Source organism: Sorangium sp. So ce124, from assembly GCF_051525235.1.
GTDB lineage: Bacteria > Myxococcota_A > Polyangia > Polyangiales > Polyangiaceae > Sorangium > Sorangium atrum.
The window spans coordinates 5,589,565-5,608,466 of the sequence record NZ_CP150312.1 but is presented as its reverse complement, the minus strand read 5'-3'; the positions used below and the strand labels follow the sequence as shown (position 1 = coordinate 5,608,466).

Sequence of the window (18,902 nt, the reverse complement as noted above, 5' to 3'; positions counted from 1 at the left end):
GCCGCGACATGCGTCCCCGCGCGGTGATCGGCCGCGGTGAGCCGGCGCGCACGGCGCGCGGCGTCGAGCGAGGTGACAGTGGACGGACCGCGCGCGCCGCTGGCACGCTGTGCAATAGCGGCAGAGCGCCCGCCAGGAGCGCGTCAGCTCGATGCAGGCAGGAGAGGTCGTCGACGACCGGTTCGAGATCGAGGAGCACGCCGCCTCGGGCGCGACGGCGCGCGTGTACCGCGCGCGCGACCTCCGGTCCGGTGAGCTCGTCGCGCTCAAGCTCCTCCAGACAGCCGCCACGGCGTCGCTGAGCGCCCTCGCGCGCGAGCACCTCGCCCTCGCGACGCTCGCGATCCCCGGCGTCGCCCGTTACGTCGCGCACGGAGCGACGGGCGGGGGCCGGCTCTACCTCGCGATGGAGTGGCTCGACGGCGAGACCCTCTCGGAGCGGCTCGGTCGCGGCCCGCTCACGCTCGCCGAGGCCTCCACGCTCGCCGCGCGCATCGCCGAGACGCTCGCCGCCGTCCACCAGCTGGGGTTCGTGCACTGCGACGTGAAGCCGGACAACCTCATCCTCGAGGGCGGCGACCTCCAGCGCGTCCGCCTCATCGACTTCGGCGTCTCGCGCTTCTCCGGGGATGAAGAGGAGTTCCCGACGCTCGGCGACATCCGCGGCACGCCCCAGTACATGGCCCCGGAGCAGGCCCGCGGCGAGCCGCAGATCGACGCGCGCGCCGACGTGTTCGCGCTCGGCAGCGTGCTCTTCGAGTGCGTCACCGGGCGCGCCGCGTTCGGCGGCAGCGACCCGCTCTCGGTGCTCATGAAGGTCCTCCTCGAGGAGCCGCCGCGGCTCAGGGAGCTCCGCGACGACGTCCCGGCCTGGCTCGACCGGCTCGTCGCGCGGATGCTGTCGAAGGCGCGGGAGTCCCGGCCGCGCGACGCGGGCGTCGTCGCGGCGGCGCTCGCCGCGGAGGCGCTGGATCCGCGCCTCGACGCGGGCCCGCCGTCGCTGCAGCCCCCGTCGTCCCACCCGCCGGCGCAGCGCGGCCGTGAGATCACGACCAGCGAGCGGAAGGTCATGTGCCTCCTCCTCGCCCGGGAGGGCCAGGCCGACGCGGCGGCGACGCTCTCCGACGTCGAGGACGAGGCGAGGGCGCGGGCGATCCGCGAAATCGTCGAGCGCCACCGCGGCCGGATCGAGCTCCTGGAGGCGCGGTGGCTGCTCGTGACGCTCTCGGGCTCGGCCGCGCCCACGGACCTCGCGGCGCAGGCGGCCCGCTGCGCCCTCTCGCTCAGGGAGCTGCTCGGCGGCGCCCGCCTCTCGCTCGTCACCGGCCGCGCCGAGGTCGCGGCGCGGCTGCCGGTCGGCGCGGTGATCGATCGCCTCGTGCAGCTCGTCCAGGGCAGCCGCGAGCCCCTCCATCCGGCCGCGATCCGCATCGACGACACGACGGCGGGCCTGCTCGGCGCGCGGTTCGACGCCACCCGGGACGCGTCGGGGTGCTGGCTCCACGGCGCGCGCGAGGAGCCCGAGACGCAGCCCTCGCTCCTCGGCCGGCCGGCGCCCTACGTCGGGCGCGAGCGCGAGCTCGGGCTGATCGAGGCCGAGATCGACGCCTGCGTCCGCGGGGCGGCGCCGGGCGCGGTGCTGGTGACGGGCGCGGTGGGGTCGGGCAAATCGCGCCTTTGTTACGAGCTCGTCCGCGCGCTCGGGTCGCGCGCCGAGCCCCTCGCGGTGTGGCTCGGCCAGGCGGACCCGATGAGCGCGGGCTCCGCCTTCGGCCTCCTCCAGCGCGCGCTCCGCCGCGGGCTCGGCCTGCGCGACGGCGAGCCGATCGAGTCGAAGCGGCGCAAGATCCGCGCGCGCGTCGAGCGCCGCTGCGGCGCCGCGGCGGCCGCGCGCATCGCGCCCTTCCTCGGCGAGCTCGCGGGCGCGCCGTTCCCGGACGACGACGACGTGCAGCTCAGGGCGGCGCGGCGGCGCCCGCTCCTGATGAGCGACCAGCTGCGCCTCGCGTGGGAGGATTTCCTCGACGCCGAGTGCGCCGCGCAGCCGGTGCTCCTCGTGCTCGACGACCTGCACTGGGGCGATCTTCCGACCGTGACGCTGGTCGAGGCCGCGCTGCGCAACCTCAAGGGCAGGCGCTTCGCGGTGCTCGCGCTGGCGCGGCCCGGCGTGCACGAGCTCTTCCCGGGGCTCTGGGGGCCTCACCTCGCCCGGGAGGTCCGCCTCTCGCCGCTCGCGCCCTCGGGCGGCGAGAGGCTCGTGCGGGAGGCGCTCGGCGCCCGGGCGAGCGCGGAGCTCGTGAGGACGCTCGTCGAGCGCGCCGACGGCAACGTGTTCTATCTGGAGGAGCAGATCCGCGCCGCCGCCCGCGGCCGGACCGCGGCGCCGCCGGAGACGGTGCTCGCGATGGTGCAGGCCGGGCTCGACGCGCTCGACCCGGAGGCGCGCCGCGTGCTGCGCGCCGCGAGCGTCTTCGGCGAGGCGTTCTCCGAGGCGGGGGTCGCCGCGCTCGTGGGCCGGGCGGAGGTCGCGCGCGAGCTCGACGAGCTCGTGCGGCACGAGGCGATCGTGCGGATCGGGCCGCGGAGCGCGGCCGGCGACGCCGCGCTCCGGTTCCGCCACGCGCTCATCCGCGAGGCCGCCTATAGCATGCTGACCGAGGGCGACCGGCGGCTCGGCCACGCGCTCGCGGGCGGCTTCCTCGCGCAGCGCGGCGAGGCCGATCCCATGGCGCTCGCCGAGCACTTCGAGCGCGGCGGCGAGCCCGCGCGCGCGGCCACGGCGTACCTCGCGGCCGCGCGGCAGGCGCTCCGGGGCAACGACCTCGGCGCGGTGCTGGCGCGCGCCGCGCGCGGCATCGCGTGTGATCCAGCGCCCGCCACGGTAGGCGAGCTCCGCCTGCTCGAGAGCCAGGCGCACTTCTGGCGCGGCGATCTCGCGCTCGCCGAGGAGCGCGCCGCGGTCTCCGCGGAGCACCTCGCGGAGGGCTCCGCCGCCTGGTTCGCCGCGCTGACCCGGATCATCATCGCCGCGGGCGCCACGGGCAGCCTCGAGCGCGTGGAGCGCTGGGCCGCCGTCGCGCGCGAGACGCCTGCGCCCCTCGAGGACGGGAGCTCAGCGAAGAGCGTGTGCCTGAGCTCCGCCGCGCTCATGCTGATCTTCGGCGGCCGCTATGCGCTGGCCGACGCGCTGATCGAGGGCGCGGAGCGCGCGATCGAGGGCGCCCCGGCGCCGGATCTCGAGGCCGTGGCGAACCTCCACGAGGCGCGCGCCATCCGCGCGCACGCGGGCGGCGACCCCGGCGCGAGCCTCGCGGGCATCGAGGCGGCGCTCGCGGCGTTCGAGCAGGCCGGCGACGTGCGGCGGGCGTGCATGGCGCGGATGAACCTCGGCTACTCCTACGGCCAGGTGGGTCAGCTCGAGGAGGCCGAGGCGGCGCTGCGGCTGGCGCTCGCCGAGTCGGAGCGGATGGAGCTGCGCGGCACCACGGCGTACGTCCTCCAGAACCTCGGCCTGGTGCTCGCCTACCGAGGCCGGCTCGACGAGGCGAGGTCGGTCGAGGAGACAGCGTGCGAGATGCTGGAGCGCCACGGCGACGTGCGCATGGAGGGCTGCGCGCGCGTCTACCTCGCGAGCATCCTGCTCCTCGCGGGCGATCCCGAGGCGGCGGCGCGCGAGGCGCGGGCCGCGGACGCGATCCTCGAGCGGGCCCCGCCGATGCGCGCCTACGCCGTCGCGGTGCTCGGGCGCGCGCTGCTCCACCTCGGCAGCCCCGGCGACGCGCTCGCCGCCGCCGAGCGTGCGCGCGCGCTGCTCGACGAGGTGGGCGTGGAGGAGGGCGAGTCGGTGGTGCGCCTGGTCTATGCCGAGGCGCTGTCGGTCTGCGGGCGTCGGGCCGAGGCCGCGCGCGCGATCGCCGAGGCGCGCGATCGCCTGCTCGCGCGCGCCGGGAAGATCAGCGACCGCGCTTTCCGGGCGCACTTCCTGGAGCGGGCGGCGGACAACGCGCGCACGCTCGAGCTCGCGCGGGCGTGGCTGGGCGAGGCGGCGGAGTAGCCGAGCGCGCTCGTCGCTCATCGCTCGTGACGAGGCCCGCTGCGCAGGCGGCGCGCCTGCCGCTGCGCCGCCGGGGTGGTCCTCGCCGGTGTTATTCCGGTCGACCGCGAGATCGGATCCGGTAGCTTCCTCCTCGCCTGCGCCGCTGCCGTGCGCAAGGGCGGGACGGTGCTGCCCGACGAGGGGACGATCGCGCCCGAGCACCCGGTGTGGGTGAGGTTCGCGCGCGGCATGGCCCCGCTGATGAGGCTGTCGGCGCAGCTCATGGCGAACATCGTCGAGGTGCCGGGCGGCAGGCCGGTGCGCGTGCTCGACGTGGCGGCGGGCCACGGCGTCTTCGGGATCACGCTGGCCCAGCGCCATCCGAGCGTCGAGGTCGTGGCGCTCGACTGGCCCGCGGTGCTGGAGGTGGCGCGGGAGAACGCGGAAGCTGCCGGCGTGGCCGAGCGGTGGCGGCCGTTCCGCGGCAGCGCGTTCGATGAGCCGTTCGGCGAGGGGTACGACATGGTGCTGCTGACGAACTTCCTGCACCACTTCGACGTGCCGACGTGCGAAGCGCTCCTGCGCAAGGCGCGCGCCGCGATGTCCGAGGGCGGCCGGGCGATCACGGTGGAGATGGTCCCGAACGAGGACCGCGTCTCGCCCCCGGGCGCGGCGTCGTTCGCCATGACGATGCTCGTCCAGACGTCGCGAGGCGACGCGTACACGGAAGCGGGGCTCGGCGCGATGTTCGGCCGCGCAGGGTTCTCGCGGACGGAGTTTCACCCGCTGCCGTCCACGAGGCAGGAGCTGGCCATTTCCTACCGCTAGCGAGCGGGCGGCGCGACCTCCTGACCGCGGACGAGCGGGCGGCGCGACGCCCCGCCGGAGGGCGGTCGGCCAGGTCGTTTACACTGGGAGGCGGCGATGAGGAGCCGCCCTTTCATCATGCTGCGCCTCCCCAGGGTCGTGCATCCGGGCGAGATGTTCGACGTCGGGCTCTCGCTCGAAAGCGCTGCGGAGACGCCCATCAAGTTCGTGCGCGTGGCCCTGCGGCACACGCACGAGCAGCTGGTTCCGGGTGAGGGGACCTTCGAGGTCCGCGATCTGCTCCTCCTCAGCGAGGAGGTGGCCGGGGAGGGGCGGCTCGGCGAGGGGATTCACCGCTACAGGGTCTCGTTCGCGCTGCCTTGTGATCTCCCGCCGACGTTCGCCGGCGCCTTCCAGGCGTGCCGGTGCGAGGTCCGCGCGCACGTCTCCATTCCGTGGTGGCTCGACGCCCGGGAGAGCCAGGAGGTCCTCGTCCGGCCCAGGTCTGCGCAGCGGCCGGAAGACGAGCCGTTCATCGACGCGAGCCACCGCGGGCGCGGCGCCTTCGTCGAGGTGTCGCTGCCGGGCCGGACCCTCACCCCGGGCGCGATCCTGACCGGGGCCGTCGCCTTCGGTGGTCTCCCGGGGCGCTATCCCTTCGGGCTCCGCGTCGCGCTGGTCGGCAATGGGGTGGAGCAGGTGAACGCGCGCAGCGGTTCGTACGAGAGCTGCCCGAACGTGTTCTTTCAAGATGTCACAGGGATCGCCGAGGGAACGGAGGTGCCTTTCCGCATCTCCTTGCCGAGCGATCTCGCGCCGTCCTTCAGCCTCCGCGAGGTTGCCCTGGAGTACGCGCTGGAGGTGACGATCGAGCACCTGGCGGGCGGGGAGCTGGTGCGACACCGCGTGCCGGTGATCGTCGGCCTGTTCGAGCCGCGGACCGGGGGCGATGGCAAGCGGCCCCGGGTCGGCGCGGATCGCTGGCGTGCGGTCTGGGCGCGCGCGGGGAAGCGGGTGGGGCTCTCGCTGGAGCGGGGGCTGAGGCTCCGCGGCGTGCGCGCGGGCTGCACCGTCGAGGTGACCTCTGCCGTGAAGGGGTTGAGGGCCGGCCTTGGCGCGACGGTGCGGTTCGCGGAGCCCTGGGGGTTGCGCCTCGACGTCCAGTGGCGGCGCGTGCTGGAGCTCGATGGGCTGGAGACGGGCGAGGAGGGGTTCGATCGGCGCTTCCGGTTGGTCGGACGGGAGGAGGCGCAGGTGCTGGCCGCGCTCGGGCCTGCGCTCCGGCGTGCGCTGCGTGGTTTCCATCGGGCCGACGTGGACGACAGGGAGGCGTGGGTGTGGAGCGCCGCGGAGGCGTCGGACGAGCAGGCGCTCGACGCGTTCCTGGCGCAGGTCAACGCGCTCGCGCAGGCGCTCGCGGAGGCCGGCGCGGCGCTGCCGCCGCCCGCGGCGATGGCGGCGTGGCTGCCCGCGTGGCGCCGCTTCGCGGAGGAGAGCGACGGGGCGCTCCGGGTCGGTTCGATGCGGCTCTCGGGGACGCTCGAAGGGGCGCGTTTCGAGCTGGAGACGCTGTTCAAGGGGGCCGTTCCGGCGAGGACACGGGTCTCGTTGCGGCTGGATCCGCCGATCGAGGGCGCGGCCAGGCCGAGGAACGCGGCGGAGCAGGGCATCGCAGCGGCGATCCTGGAGCAGGCGGCGCGCGTCGGGGGCGTTGCGGATGCGGAGGAGGGGGTCGCGGTGGCGCCGGGCGTGATCGCGGTGGTGATCGGGGCGCCGCTCGCGGATCCGGCGGCGGCGCGGGAGGTCCTGCGGCCCATGCTGGCGCTCGCGCGGCAGATGCGGGGGGAGGGGCGGGGCGGGCCGTACCGGTGAAGGGGAGCGAGGGCGGGGACGAGACATGGCCGGGGGCTGGTCGGCAGGGCGGGCGGGTATGTCGGGAGTTGGCCCGGGGGAGCTATTCGGAGCGCACTCGGAGCTCCGATACCGCACGCCGGATGCCTTTCACCACGACGGTCCAGGCCTCGTCACGGTTCTGCCAGCTGGTGACCGGTCTACCAAAGCTCCGTCTGGAGGACTGGGAGACGACCTGAGCTAACCCGTCACCCGGCTGGCGCGGTCGCCTCGATCGGCAGCGCTTGGCGCGCCGCGCAGCGCACCCCGAGCTCGTTCACGCTTCGTCCGCTCCCCGCCACGAGCGCCGATCACCACGGCGACCGTCGCACCGACGAACACGATCTGCATCAGCGTTCGCGGCACCGGCGGCGTCACCGGGCTGCCGCCCAGCGTGAGCCCCGCGCGCGCCGCATACACGTTCGCAGGGAACATCGCCAGGAGCAGCACCGTCAGCGCCGCAGCCGCCCACGGCGCGAGCCGCGGAACCAGGAGCGCCGCCGCGCCCGCGATCTCCAGGACACCCGTCGCAGCCACGAGGAGCTCCGGGTAGGGCAGCGCCGGCGGCACCATCGCCACGAGCTCGGCGCGCCGGCTCCCGAAGTGGGCCGATCCGGTCAGCAGGAACATCGCCGCGAGGGCGTACCGCAAGCAGGTCACCCAGCTCGCGAGGTGCCTGACGCCGAGGCGCCCGAGGACAACGAACAGCGCGAACGAGATCGAGAGGACGAGGAGAGGTGCCATGCCCTGAAGGTGGCGACCCGCTCCTCACCCGTCTTGAACGAGCTGGCTACGGCGTCTCAGATCGGAGGGGCTCACCCCGAACATCCGTCGGAAGGTCCGGGTCATGTGCGCCGCGTCGGCGAAGCCGGCCGCGCTGGCGGCCTCCGAGAGCGCCGCGCCGCCGGCGATCCCCGCCCCGGCGCGCTCCAGCTTGAGCCACAGGAGGTACGGCCGCAGGGGCACGCCGACGCTCTCCGTGAAGGCGTGCATGAACCGCCCCGGCGAGAGCCGCGCGATGCGGGCCAGGCCTTCGAGCGAAGTGTCCGCGTCTCCGGCGCCTGCCCGCAGATGGCGCAGCACCCGCTGGACCCCGGGGTGCCTCGGCCTCGGCGAGGACGGCGGGATCGCGATCCCCAGCGCCTCGAACACGCCGGGCAGCGCCGCCGAGAGCCCGGCCTCTCCACGCTCGGCGACGCACGACCGCAGCCGAGCCGCCGTCTCGCTGCCCATGACCTCGATGGGCGATGTCCCGAGCGCCTGGGCGAGCCCATCTCCGACGTCGCTCTCCGGCTCGATGAACACGATGAGCACACGGGCGCCCGACGCATCGATCGCGTGCGCGGTGTCCGGGGCCGTGAGGACGGCGCTTCCACGCTGGAACGCGCCCCTGTCGGCCGTCTGGATCTGGAGCTCGCCGTCGAGCGCCAGCACGAGGTGCCAGCAATGGTGGGCGTGCAGCGTGCTCCGCTCTCCAGGGCCCCACGTCGCCAGCACGGAGGGCCACGGGCGCAAGACGCCCGCGGGCGCGGCGAGGCCTGTCGTTCTCGGCGGGAGGAGCATCGGTCCGGAGTCTACCCGGACGCAGCGGATGCCTTGGCTGGGCTCATCACGCAAGCGCCGCGCCCCTCGGGGGCGCCGCTCTGCTGCGCGGTTCGCAGAGCTGCCGCCTACCGTCCGATGCGCGCGCGAACGGCGGCGCGCGTCTCCGCCGAGAGCGTGTCGAGGTAGACATCGGACAGGGCGCGGAGCACGTCGTCGGGCAAGGCGAGCAGCACCTGCTCGGGCGGCAGCCCCGCCACGCGCTGCTCGGGCGGCAGCCCCGCCATGCGTTGCTCGGGGGCGTAAGCCGACAGCACGCGCTCCGGCGGGAGGGTGGCCAGGAGCTTGCGTACAACCTCGTCAAAGCCCTCCAAATCATGGATTTCCATGGCGATCTCCTCGGCTCCAAGCTGCTGCGAGAGCCACCTTCGGGCCTCGATGGTCCGGGCCTCGCCGTGCCCGAACAAGCGTAGCAGATCGTCGTCCTCTGCCTCCGCCGCCGAGTCGATCTCGACGACGAGCAACGCGAACGCCCCGGCCACGAGCCGCCAGTAGCCGCTGCCGAGGTTGCCCCACTGCAAGCCGAGCTCCGCCACATCTGCGTCGAGCGACCTGGTGCGCGACGGGACGAGCAGTACACCGCACAGATCGCTCCGCCGCTCGATCCGTTCCGGCTCATCGGCACAGTACAGGTGAAGGTAGCTGCACAGCCGGTCGAGGTTACGCCGTCGGTAGGGCCGGCCGATGCTCTTGAACTCGACGATGGTGTCCCTGGGCAACAGGTCCCAGAGCTTCTTCAGCGTGCCCGCGGGCTCGCTCGGCCCGGCGCTTCGGCGCAGCAGCAGGTAGTCGGCGCGGAGAGGCTCATTCGAGAGCGGCACCTCGCTGCGCACCTCGAACCCGCGCGAGCCCCGCTGGTGGAGCAGCGCGACGAGCAGCACGTGCCAGGCCGTCCGGGTCGAGCCCATCGGGCGCCGTCTACAGACCTGTCCAGGCCGGGGCCAACAATCCGGGCTACCAATCCGGCGAAATCGCCCGCGCGCGCCACTCGGGGGCGAGCCACCCGCGATCGCAGCCACCGTCTTAGTGGACAAGCATCGCCGTCCAGGATTCTCTCATCCCCAATGACAGCTCGCCGGTTCAAGCGCGGCAGTCCCGCATGCGCCGTGGCTTACGTCCGCATCTCCACGGACGCCGCGTGCGCCTCCGCTGCGGATCAGCGCCAGGCGATCGAGGCCTGGGCCAGCCGGGAAGGCGTCGAGATCGCCGCCTGGCACGAGGATCGCGGGGAGGACATCGGCGACCGGCCCGGCCTCGTGGCGGCGCTCGAAGCGCTCACTCTCGCCGGCGCCGGCCTGTTCGCGGTCGCGAGCGAGGACCGCGCCAGCATCGCTGGGCTGAGCGGCCCGTACCGGTCCGCCGCGGGCGAGCGCGGCGCGCGCCTCGTGACCGCCGACGGGAGCGGGATGCCGGACGGGACGCACCGCTGCCCGATCTGCGGCGATCCCTTGGACCTGTGGCCACGCCACCCGCGCGCTGTGTGCGGGCTTTGCAAGCATGAGGCCACGGACGAGGCCGGGCGGCCTCTCGAGTTCTTCAACACGTCATTCGGCGGCGGCTTCGAGGCGCGCTACGCGGATACCGGCGAGCCTCGGGACAGCCACGCATGCGTCATCCGGGGCGTGCGGTGCCGCGCCGACGAGGCCCGGTTCGGCGGGATCGTGATCGAGGCGATCGGCGAGACGGCGTAGGAGATCAACCGAGCCCTCAGCGCGCCTTGGCGACGCGGAGCGCCTCGACCGCGCGCCGGATGCCCTTGGCCACCTCGGTCCAGGCTTCGTCCTGGTTCTGCCAGGACGTGACCGGCTTGCCATCGGCCGGGAGCGCCTGGAGCCGGGCGAAGGGGGCGCCGTGCCAGTCGGTCTGCCGGAGGAGGACCGGAATGACGCGGGCCTGACCGGCGTCGTGCCGCTCGAGGGCGCGCTTCATCTCCCTGTCAAAGCAGTAATCGGAGGCGAGGAAATCGGCGCTCACGAGGAGCAGGATCACGTCCGCGTCTTCGAGGTGCCTGTCGATCTGGCCAGCCCAGTCATCGCCGGCCGCGATACGGCGGTCGTGCCAGCCCCGGACCAGGCCGTCGCGCTCGAGGAGGGCGAGGTGCTTCTCCAGGTCGTTGCGGAGCCCCTCGTCCTCGTGGGAATAGCTGAAGAAGAGGCGGACTCGGTTGGTCGTCGAGACGCTCTCCCTGGCCGTCGAGGCGTGGAGCGCAGGCGACGCGGGGAGCAGCGGCTCGTCGTCCGGGATGCGCAGGCCAGGCACCAGCGCGTCGAGCTCGCCCGGCTCGAAGCGGCAGAGGTTCGCGGCGTGCCAGAAGCCTCCCGCGACGTTGCCGCCGAGCTTGTAGCGGCCGTCGGGGCGGAAGGCGACCCAGCCCTCGGGGAGCTTGAGGAGCACGGCGCGGCAAGCGCCGGTCAGCACGTCCCAGAAGCGGACGGTGCCGTCGGTGGAGCTGGAGAGCAGCGTCTCGCCATCCGGCATGAAGGCCACGTTCACGATCTCGCCGGTGTGCCCCTGGAGGACGCGCGCCATCTCGCCGGCGGACACGCGCCAGAGGAGAATGCTGCCGTCGTCGGACCCCGACGCGAGCCAGGCACCGTCGGGGCCGAAAGCCAGGCTCATCACCGGGCCGGCGTGGCCCCGCAGCACGCGTGGTTCGCCGCCCTCGGCGAGGGGCCAGAGCCGCACGGTCGTGTCGTCCGATGCCGAGGCCAGCGTCGATCCATCAGGGCTGAACGCCACGCTCTGCACGACGTGGCCATGACCTTCCAGCACGCGCACCGCTCCTTCGCCGTCCACCTTCCACAGCCGGATGGTTCGATCGACAGATCCTGAGGCCAGCGTCGATCCATCAGGGCTGAACGCCACGCTGCTGATTGCATCGTCGTGGCCTTCCAGCACGCGAAGCGGCTCCGCCGTCTCGGTGTTCCAGAGTCGCACTGTCCTGTCGAGCGAGCCTGACGCGATCACGGCACCGTCATGGCGGAAGGCGAACTCCGTGATGTCATGATAATGCCCGCTCAACACGCGCGCCGTGCGGCCTGCGCCGAGCCTCCGGAGCCAGACCGTGTGATCGCGCTGTGCGAACGCCAGCGTCGTCCCGTCAGGGCTGAAGGCCAGCTTCGCGGAGGAGATGCCGCTATCCATGAGCGGCGGCAGCGCGGTCCACGTCGACATCCGCCAGAGATGAGCGCCAAAGTCCTCGGAGGCGAGCGCGAGCGTCGCGCCATCGCTGCTCAACGCCATCGCCATGGACACGTTCGGCTGCCCTTTCAGCACGCGCAAGGCGCCGCCGGTCGACACGTGCCACAGCCGCACCGCGCTGTCCTTCGAGCCAGAGGCGAGCGTCGCGCCGTCAGGGCTGAACGCGACGCTCGTCACGCCACCCGAGTGGCCATCGAGCGCGTGTAACGCGACGCCTGATCGATTCCACAGCTGCACGGTCCCGTCGCTCGAGCCAGAGGCGAGCGTCGCGCCGTCGGGGCTGAACGCGACGCTCCTCACATGTCGCGCGTGGCCCTTCAGCATGTGCAGCACCTCGGCCGTCGATACGCGCCAGAGGCCGATGTCGTAGTCCAGGGAGCCGGAAGCCAGCCTCTCGCCATCGGGGCTGAACGCGACGCTGAGCACGCCAGCCCGGTGGCCGCTCAAGACGCGGAGCGTCTCGCCCGTCGCGACCTTCCAGAGCCGGATGATGGTGTCGTGGGCTCCGGAGGCCAGCGTCTCGCCGTCAGGGCTGAACTTGACGGCCATCACTCCATCCAGATGGCCGAGGAGCACGGCGATCTGCTGGAAGGTGGCCACCTGCCAGAGCCGGACGGTGCGGTCAGAAGAGCCGGAAGCCAGCGTCTCGCCATCAGGGCTGAACGCCACGCTGTTCACGTGTCGAGAGTGCCCCTTGAGCACGCAGAGCACGTTGCCAGTCGACACGTCCCACAGCCGGACGGTGCAATCGGCCGAGCTGGACGCGAGCGTATCCCCGTCAGGGCTGAAGGCGACGCTCGTGACCCTGTCGGTATGGCCGTCCAGCCCGCGCAGCGCGCTCCCGGTCGCCATGTCCCACACCACGATCCCGTGGGAGTGACCCGATGCGAGCAGGGTCCCATCGGGGCTGATCGCCACGGCGTTGCACCGGCTCCCTTGCACCCAGGCGGGCTCGAACCTCGCCGCCTCCGGCATCGCCGCGCCGAACGTGTCGCACCCGTCGAACCGCGCCCCCCGCGCCCCCACGAGCTTCGCCCCGCGCAGCCTCGTCGAGGCGAGCGTCGCCCCCGTCAGATCCGCGCCCACAAGGCGCCCCCGGATCGCCGTCGCCCCCGTCAGATCCGCCCCGGTGAGGTTCGCGCCGGTGAGGTCCGCGCCGTCGAGCAGCGCCCTCGCCATCAGCGCACCGCTCAGGTTCGCCCTTACGAGCTTGGCTTCCCGTAGATCTGCCCCCCGCAGGTCGCACCCGCTGAGATCCTTCCCCGAGAGGTCCTGCCCCCGCAGGTCCGCCCCCGCGAGGTTCATCCGCTCGCTCACCCCGAGCCCTATCCGCCCGTCGATCCGCAGCGCGTTCGCCGCCGCCACCGTTCCCCACGCCCCGCCGAGCGCCGCGCGTACCCATGCCTCCGCCGCCTTCCGGCCCGCGAGCGCCCCGAAGAAATCGGCCATGAGGTCGCTCAGCTCGCGCTGCTCGAGCGCCGCCGCCTGCCCGGCGCGCTGCACCTCCTCGGCCGCCTCCCGCGCCACGAGCCACTCGAGCACCGACTGGTGGATGAACCGGAAGTTCTCCTGGTCGTCCCACACGAGCAGCGTCCCCGATCCGATCTGGTGCGCCGTCACCCCGACATCGAGCTCGTGCCGTCCGAGCGCCTGCAGCGCCGCGATGAGCTCCGCCGGGAGCTCGCGCACGTTCACGCTCTGCTCCGTCCGCTGCCACAGCCGCGTCGCGAGCTCCGTCACCGCCCGCCACCGCTGCGCCACCGACAGCCCCGGCTGCGCGCCCTTCGGGTGCGCGCGCTCGTACTCCCAGACGAGCCACCGATCCAGGAGCAGCCTGTAGAGCCCCGCCGAGGTGATCTCGCCGTCGCCCGACTTCGCCTGCCGCAGCTGCGCCTCCTCGATCTCGGCGATGAACCCCAGCATCCGAGGGTTCGCCGACAGGCCGAGCAGATCCTTCACGTCCGCGAGCAACCGCATGCGCGCGTCGGCCGCCTCCTCGCCGCCGAGCCGGTTGAGGAGGAACCTGCGGATCTGCGCCTCGGTGAACGGCAAGAGCCGCGCGAGCCGGTAGCCGGGCAAGAGCGCGGCCTTCTCCGCAAGCGCGGACCGCACCTGCTGCTCCGAGACGAAGTGCTGGCTCCGGCTCGTGACCACCACCTTCGCCGCCTTGCCCTGCGCCGCCTGGATCAGCGTGTCGAAATGCTCGACCGCGCGGTCGTACGTCACGCGGAAGGCGAGCTCGTCGAAGCCGTCGAACAGGAGGGCGATCCGCCCCTCGGCCAGCATGTGCCGGAACGCGGGCAGATCGATCTTGCCGAGCCCCGCGAGCGCCAGGTGCTGCGCGATGAGCGCGTTCAGGTCGCGCGCCTTCTCCAGCGCGCGCATCTCGATGAGCACCGGCGTCAGCGGGCCGCCCGCCCTGCCCATTCGCCGCGCGAGCTCGTGCAGGAGGAACGTCTTGCCCGTGCCGAAGTCGCCGAGCACCAGCACGAACCGGCTGTGCTCCGAGTCGAGCAGCTCCGCGACGGCGTCGAGCGCGCGCTCGCGCGCCACCTCCTCCTGGCCCGTCGTGAGCGCGACGCGCTGGTCGACGTAGAGATCCGGCGGATACGTGGGGTCTCGCTCGAGGCTCGCGTTCTGCCACGCAAGGTAGCCGCGGAAGTCGATGAGCCCCTGGTACTCGAGGAACCGCACGAGGCGCACGCGCCGCGCGCTCGCGTAACGCACGAGCTCCTCCGGCGCGGGCTCGCCGCCGTAGACAAGCGTGGACACGAGGCCCGGATCCTCGCGCCGGTACGAGGCGTCGATGCTCTCGATGAACGCGGAGACCGCCTCGGTCGAGATGCCGCTCTCGAGCGCCGCGAGCGGCGCGATCCGGACGATGCCGCCCTCGTTGACCGAGACGCGAAGGTAGACGCCGAAGGGGAGGGGCGCGTCGAACCACTCGATCTTGACGCCCTCGGGCTCGCGCAGCCTGCACACGCGCTCGACCCGCGAGAGGAAATCGTCGCTGCGCCCTTCCCCCGGCAGGAGGATGTCGTCGCCGTGCGGATCCGCGTGGCCGCCCCGCGCCCGCGCCGGGAAGCGGCGCAGCCTCGGGCCTCGGCCGGCGTGCTCGGCGCGCGCAGGCGCGAGAAAGCGCCTCAGAAAGGCGACGAGGAACTCCGCCGAGGCACGGCACGCGAACGCGCGGAAGCCGTCGTCCTTGTCGTTGTCGGCGTGATCCGAGACCGCCTTCGCGATGATCGACCGCCTCCCGAGGCGCTCCGCGACGTGGCCGATCGCCGCGGCCTCCACCTCGACCCCGAGCACCTTCCGCCCGATCGGCTTCAGCCGCTCGAACAGCCCCGCGTCCTCCTGCACCGCCTTGCCCGTGGCGATCGGGCCGATGTGCACGCGGAACGGCCGGGCCGGCGGCGGGCCGTCCGGGTGGAGCAGGCGATCCCGGCGGACCTGCGCCACGCCCGCCTCCGTGAGCTCGAGGCCGCCGTCGCCGATGCGGAGCACGCCCGCCGCCTCCAGCTCCCCGATGCGCTCGGTCCAGCCCGGGCACCGCGCTGCGCGCTCCGGCCGCGAGACGGGCGGCGGTCCCCCCTCCACCTGGCTCTCGTAGAGCGCGTGCCGGAGCCACCACGCCTGCGAGGGCCTCGACGGAGGGCGCTCGGCCGCGAACGCCGCCTGCCGCTCGAACTCGCGCGCGAAGAGCGCGGCCTCCATGGTCCACGTGCGCTCGAGGTTGTACGTCTCGATGTCGTGGAAGAACGCGCCCTCGCCGCCGCCGTGGGCGACGCGCTTGCCCTCGTCGTAGCCGTAGACCCGGTCGGCGACGATGACGTCGCCGAGCGACACCTCGCCCCGCTTGCCGGCGCAGATGCCGCACATCGCGAGGCACCCCGGATCGAGCTCCTCGATGAGCCCCTGCGCCCTCGCCGCCGCAGCGCTCTCGCCCATCCGCCCCGACCACGCCGCGGCGACGCGGAGCGGCTCGCCGCGGTCGTTCGGGAGGTCGCGGACGAAGTACGGGAACCCGCCCGGATCCCGCGCCTCCCGCCAGCCGTCTCGACCGCCCTCGCCGAGGGCGAGCACCGCCTCCAGCTCGTCCTGCAGCGCGGTGACGATCAGCGCGTCGACGCGCCCTGCAACGATGTCGGCCGGCACGGGCCCACTCTAACAACAAGCGCTCACGTTCCGGGCTCGGGCCAGGTCGAGACCTGGCCGAACGCTCGTCGCCAGACCCTGACTGGGTCCCGACCTGATCGAGCGCTGGTGGTCAGATCCTGAATGGGCCCAGACCTGGCGGTCTCCTCGTTTTCGAGGCGTGGTCCAGATCGAGGCCTGGCAAAACGCTCGTCGCCAGACGCTGAGCAGGGCCCAGACCTGGCGGTCCCCTCGTTTTCGAGGCCCCGCCCAGGTCGAGATCTGTCCGAGCGCTCGTCGCCAGACGGCTGACCTGGGCCCGGACCTGGCGGTCCCCTCGTTTTCGAGGCCCCGCCCAGGTCGAGATCTCCAGCGAGGCTCCCCGGGGGAGCCGCCGGCCAGATCGGAGCCTGGCCGCCCGCCGCGCCGGCCTTCGTTTTTCCTTGGACGACCGCCCTCCCGGAAGGCTTTCATCCCGCCCATGGCGAGGCTCGTCGAGGCGCTGAACCGGTTCTTCGGGCGGGTCGAGATCCTCGCCCTCGGCCTCGAGAACGAGCGCAGCGCCGCCGAGGCCGCGCTCGCGAAGGGCATGCCCCTCGAGGCCCGCGAGCACGCCCGCACCATCCTGTCCGTGCTGCCCGACTCGGCCGTCGGGCTCGCGCTCTGGGCCGACGCCGCGGAGGACGCGTGGCTCGACCAGGAGGTCGTCGCCGCGCTCACGGATCTCGCGAAGCGCGTCCCCTGGCGCGCCGACGTGTGGCTCCGCCTCGGGCGCGCGGGGCAGCGCGTCGGCTGGGACGGCGCGCGCGACGCGATCGAGCGGGCCACGTCGGCGCCGGAGGAGCGCGACGCGGCGCGCCTCGCGCTGCTCGATCTCTCGGACCTCGACCTCGCCGCGGGCGACCCGGCCCGCGCGCAGCGCTGGCTCGACCGCATCCCGGCGCCGCTCACGACCGTGCCCGACCGCGACGTGGCCCTCCGCCGCGCGGAGTGCGCGCTCGCTTACGGCGATCTCGACGGCGCGCGCGCCGCCGCGGAGATCCTCGGCGAGCCCACCGCGATCGAGGGGCGCGCCGCCCTCGTGCTCGCCCGGCTCGCGCTGGCCGAGGCGAGCGCCGCGGCGGCCTCCTCCGCGGCGGGCTCCTCCGCGGCCCTGCCGCCCGCCGTGGTGGGGCGGGCGCTCGACCTCGGGCTGCGGGCGCTCGTGCTCGACGTCCCCGGCGCGGCGGAGCTCTGCGCCGCCCTGGTCGCCGCCTCCCGCGACGTGCTCGTCGTCGACCGCGTGCGCCGCGTCGTCCGCGCCGCGGGCGCGCTCGACGAGCCGACCTGGGCCGCCGCGTTCGCCTTCGCCGAGGGGCGGCGCGACGACGCGCGGCAGGCGCTCGCGCGCGGGCTCTCCGCGGGCGACCGCGCCGCCGCGGCGGCGCTGCTCCGCATGGCCGTCGAGACGCGCGACCTCGGCGCGCTCGACGCGCTCGTCGCGCGCGGCAAGGCCAAGGCCAAGGACGAGGAGCCGCGCGGCGCGGCCGCGCCCCCGCTCCCGCCCGACCTCGTCCGGCTCCGCGACGCCGCGGCGATGGCGTCCGCGGGGCAGGGGAGCGGCGCGCTCGACGCGCTCGACGCGGTGACCGGCGAGGGCGCGGCGTGGGCCGACGACATGCGCCGCGCGATCGCGCAGGCGTGGGTGCCCCCCGCGGACGGCCCCGCCGGGGCCCGCGCCGCCGCCGCGTGGAGCGACGTGCTGCGCGAGCTCGCGCGCACGGCCAAGCTCCTCGACCGGCTCGACCTGCTCGCGGCGATCGAGGCCCTCGCGGTGGAGCGGGAGCGGCCGCTCCGCGCGGCCGTGGTGGGCGAGTTCAACGCGGGCAAGAGCACGTTCCTGAACGCGCTGCTCGGCGAGGACGTGGCGCCGACCGGCGTCCTGCCGACGACCGCGACGCTCCACTGGGTCGCCTGGGCGCCCGATCCGTTCGCGCGCATCGTCGTGCGCGGCGGGCAGGACCGCGTCGTGCCGCACGCGGCGCTGAAGGACACGCTGCGCGCGCTCGCGGCGGCCGGGGACAAGGTCGCGCGGGTGTTCATCTACGCGCCCATCGAGCGGCTCAAGCGCGTCGAGATCCTCGACACGCCCGGCTTCAACGCGCCCGACCCCGATCACATCGCCGAGGCGCGGCGGGCGTTCGACGAGGCCCACGTCGCCATCTGGCTGCTCGACGCGCCCCAGGCGATGAAGGAGTCGGAGCGGCGGGTGCTCTCCGAGATCAGCGCGCTCGGCGTGCCCGTGCAGATCCTCGCGAACAAGGCCGACCGGCTCAAGCCCGACGCCCTGGAGACGGTGCTCGCGCACGTGCGCGACAGCCTCGCGGCGAGCGCCATCGCCTCGCTGACGCCGCCGATCGCGTTCTCTGCGCGGCTCTCGCTGAAGGGGCGCCTCGGCGACGAGGCGGCGCTCGCCGCGTCGGGGTGGGCCGAGGTCGAGGCGCTCTTCGCCGAGCAGATCGTCGACGCGAGCGACGCGCTCCGCGAGCGCGCGCTCCGCCGCAAGGCGGGCCGCATCGCGGCCGAGCTCGCCCAGACGGCGTCGGCGCGCGCGGCCGAGGACCGCGAGGCCGGGCGGAGGGCGCGCGCCGAGGCCGACCGGCTCCGCGCGAGCGCGGCGTACCTGCGCCGCGAGCGGCGCGCGCTCGCCGCGGCGATCGACAAGGCGCTCGAGCCGGCGCGCCGGGAGCTCGCGTCCGACCTGCGCCCGATCGCGGCGCTGCCCGAGGAGCGCAAGCGCACGGACGCGAGCGTCCGCGCCTACGTGCAGGAGCGGCTCGTGGCGCGGCTGAGCTGGCCGCTCTCCGCCGAGATCGCGAGGGCGGCGCGGGCCGGCGCGGAGCCGGCGGCGCGCGGCGTGCGCGGCGCGAGCGGCGCCGACGAAGGGGGCGCCGCGCCGTCGCCGCGGGCGGCGGCCCACGTGCGCGCCGTCCTGATGGGCATGGTGGCGGTGCACGACGCGCCCGACGAGCTCGCGGCGCGCCCGATCGAGGGCGTCGTCGAGGCCGCGATCGACGCGTTCGCGATGGCGCTGTCGGCCGAGGCGGAGGCGCCGGTCCCGCCGCCCGCGTCCGCGGCGGTCGAGCTGCGCGCGCAGGCGCTCCGGGCCGCCTTCGAGGCGCGCGTCACGCCGGCCAGCGCCTGAAGCGCGAGGCGCCGGCGGCTCGGGAAGAACGGGCCGCCTTCGAGG

The 18,902-nt window shown here is 74.3% G+C and carries 9 protein-coding genes; 5 read left to right on the top strand and 4 right to left on the bottom strand.

Translation table 11 applies throughout. The annotated features are described in order from the left end of the window. Positions 1 to 151 precede the first annotated feature (151 nt). The 3 genes from WMF19_RS20900 (at position 152) to WMF19_RS20890 (ending at position 6,715) form a co-directional block, all read left to right on the top strand. Positions 152 to 4,054 (top strand): serine/threonine-protein kinase, encoded by a 3,903-nt coding sequence (locus WMF19_RS20900; RefSeq protein WP_437900708.1) that lies wholly within the window; start codon positions 152 to 154, stop codon positions 4,052 to 4,054. A gap of 75 nt (positions 4,055 to 4,129) precedes the next feature. Continuing rightward, entirely contained in the window at positions 4,130 to 4,864 is a 735-nt protein-coding gene (locus WMF19_RS20895; protein ID WP_437900707.1) for an SAM-dependent methyltransferase, read from the top strand. 96 nt (positions 4,865 to 4,960) lie between these two features. Then, positions 4,961 to 6,715, top strand: a complete 1,755-nt coding sequence (locus tag WMF19_RS20890) for a hypothetical protein (RefSeq protein WP_437900706.1) — start codon at positions 4,961 to 4,963, stop codon at positions 6,713 to 6,715. A gap of 219 nt (positions 6,716 to 6,934) precedes the next feature. On the opposite strand, the gene WMF19_RS20885 is transcribed toward WMF19_RS20890, so the two are convergent. The 3 genes from WMF19_RS20885 to WMF19_RS20875 all read right to left on the bottom strand — a co-directional run bounded on the left by WMF19_RS20885 (position 6,935) and on the right by WMF19_RS20875 (position 9,243). Continuing rightward, positions 6,935 to 7,477, bottom strand: coding sequence for a DoxX family protein (locus WMF19_RS20885; RefSeq protein WP_437900705.1), 543 nt, complete (start codon positions 7,475 to 7,477; stop codon positions 6,935 to 6,937). 24 nt (positions 7,478 to 7,501) lie between these two features. Further along, positions 7,502 to 8,296: a helix-turn-helix domain-containing protein gene (locus WMF19_RS20880; RefSeq protein ID WP_437900704.1), complete on the bottom strand. Its 795-nt coding sequence runs from the start codon at positions 8,294 to 8,296 to the stop codon at positions 7,502 to 7,504. 107 nt (positions 8,297 to 8,403) lie between these two features. Beyond that, positions 8,404 to 9,243, bottom strand: coding sequence for a hypothetical protein (locus WMF19_RS20875; RefSeq protein ID WP_437900703.1), 840 nt, complete (start codon positions 9,241 to 9,243; stop codon positions 8,404 to 8,406). Between the two features lie 156 nt (positions 9,244 to 9,399). Here WMF19_RS20875 and WMF19_RS20870 point away from each other — a divergent pair, with 156 nt between their 5' ends. Further along, entirely contained in the window at positions 9,400 to 10,026 is a 627-nt protein-coding gene (locus WMF19_RS20870; RefSeq protein WP_437900702.1) for a recombinase family protein, read from the top strand. 16 nt (positions 10,027 to 10,042) lie between these two features. On the opposite strand, the gene WMF19_RS20865 is transcribed toward WMF19_RS20870, so the two are convergent. Next, on the bottom strand, positions 10,043 to 15,694 hold the full coding sequence (locus tag WMF19_RS20865; protein WP_437900701.1) for a pentapeptide repeat-containing protein: 5,652 nt from the start codon (positions 15,692 to 15,694) through the stop codon (positions 10,043 to 10,045). A gap of 460 nt (positions 15,695 to 16,154) precedes the next feature. Between WMF19_RS20865 and WMF19_RS20860 the strand changes: the two genes are divergently transcribed. Further along, positions 16,155 to 18,857: a dynamin family protein gene (locus WMF19_RS20860; protein ID WP_437900700.1), complete on the top strand. Its 2,703-nt coding sequence runs from the start codon at positions 16,155 to 16,157 to the stop codon at positions 18,855 to 18,857. Positions 18,858 to 18,902: the final 45 nt, after the last annotated feature.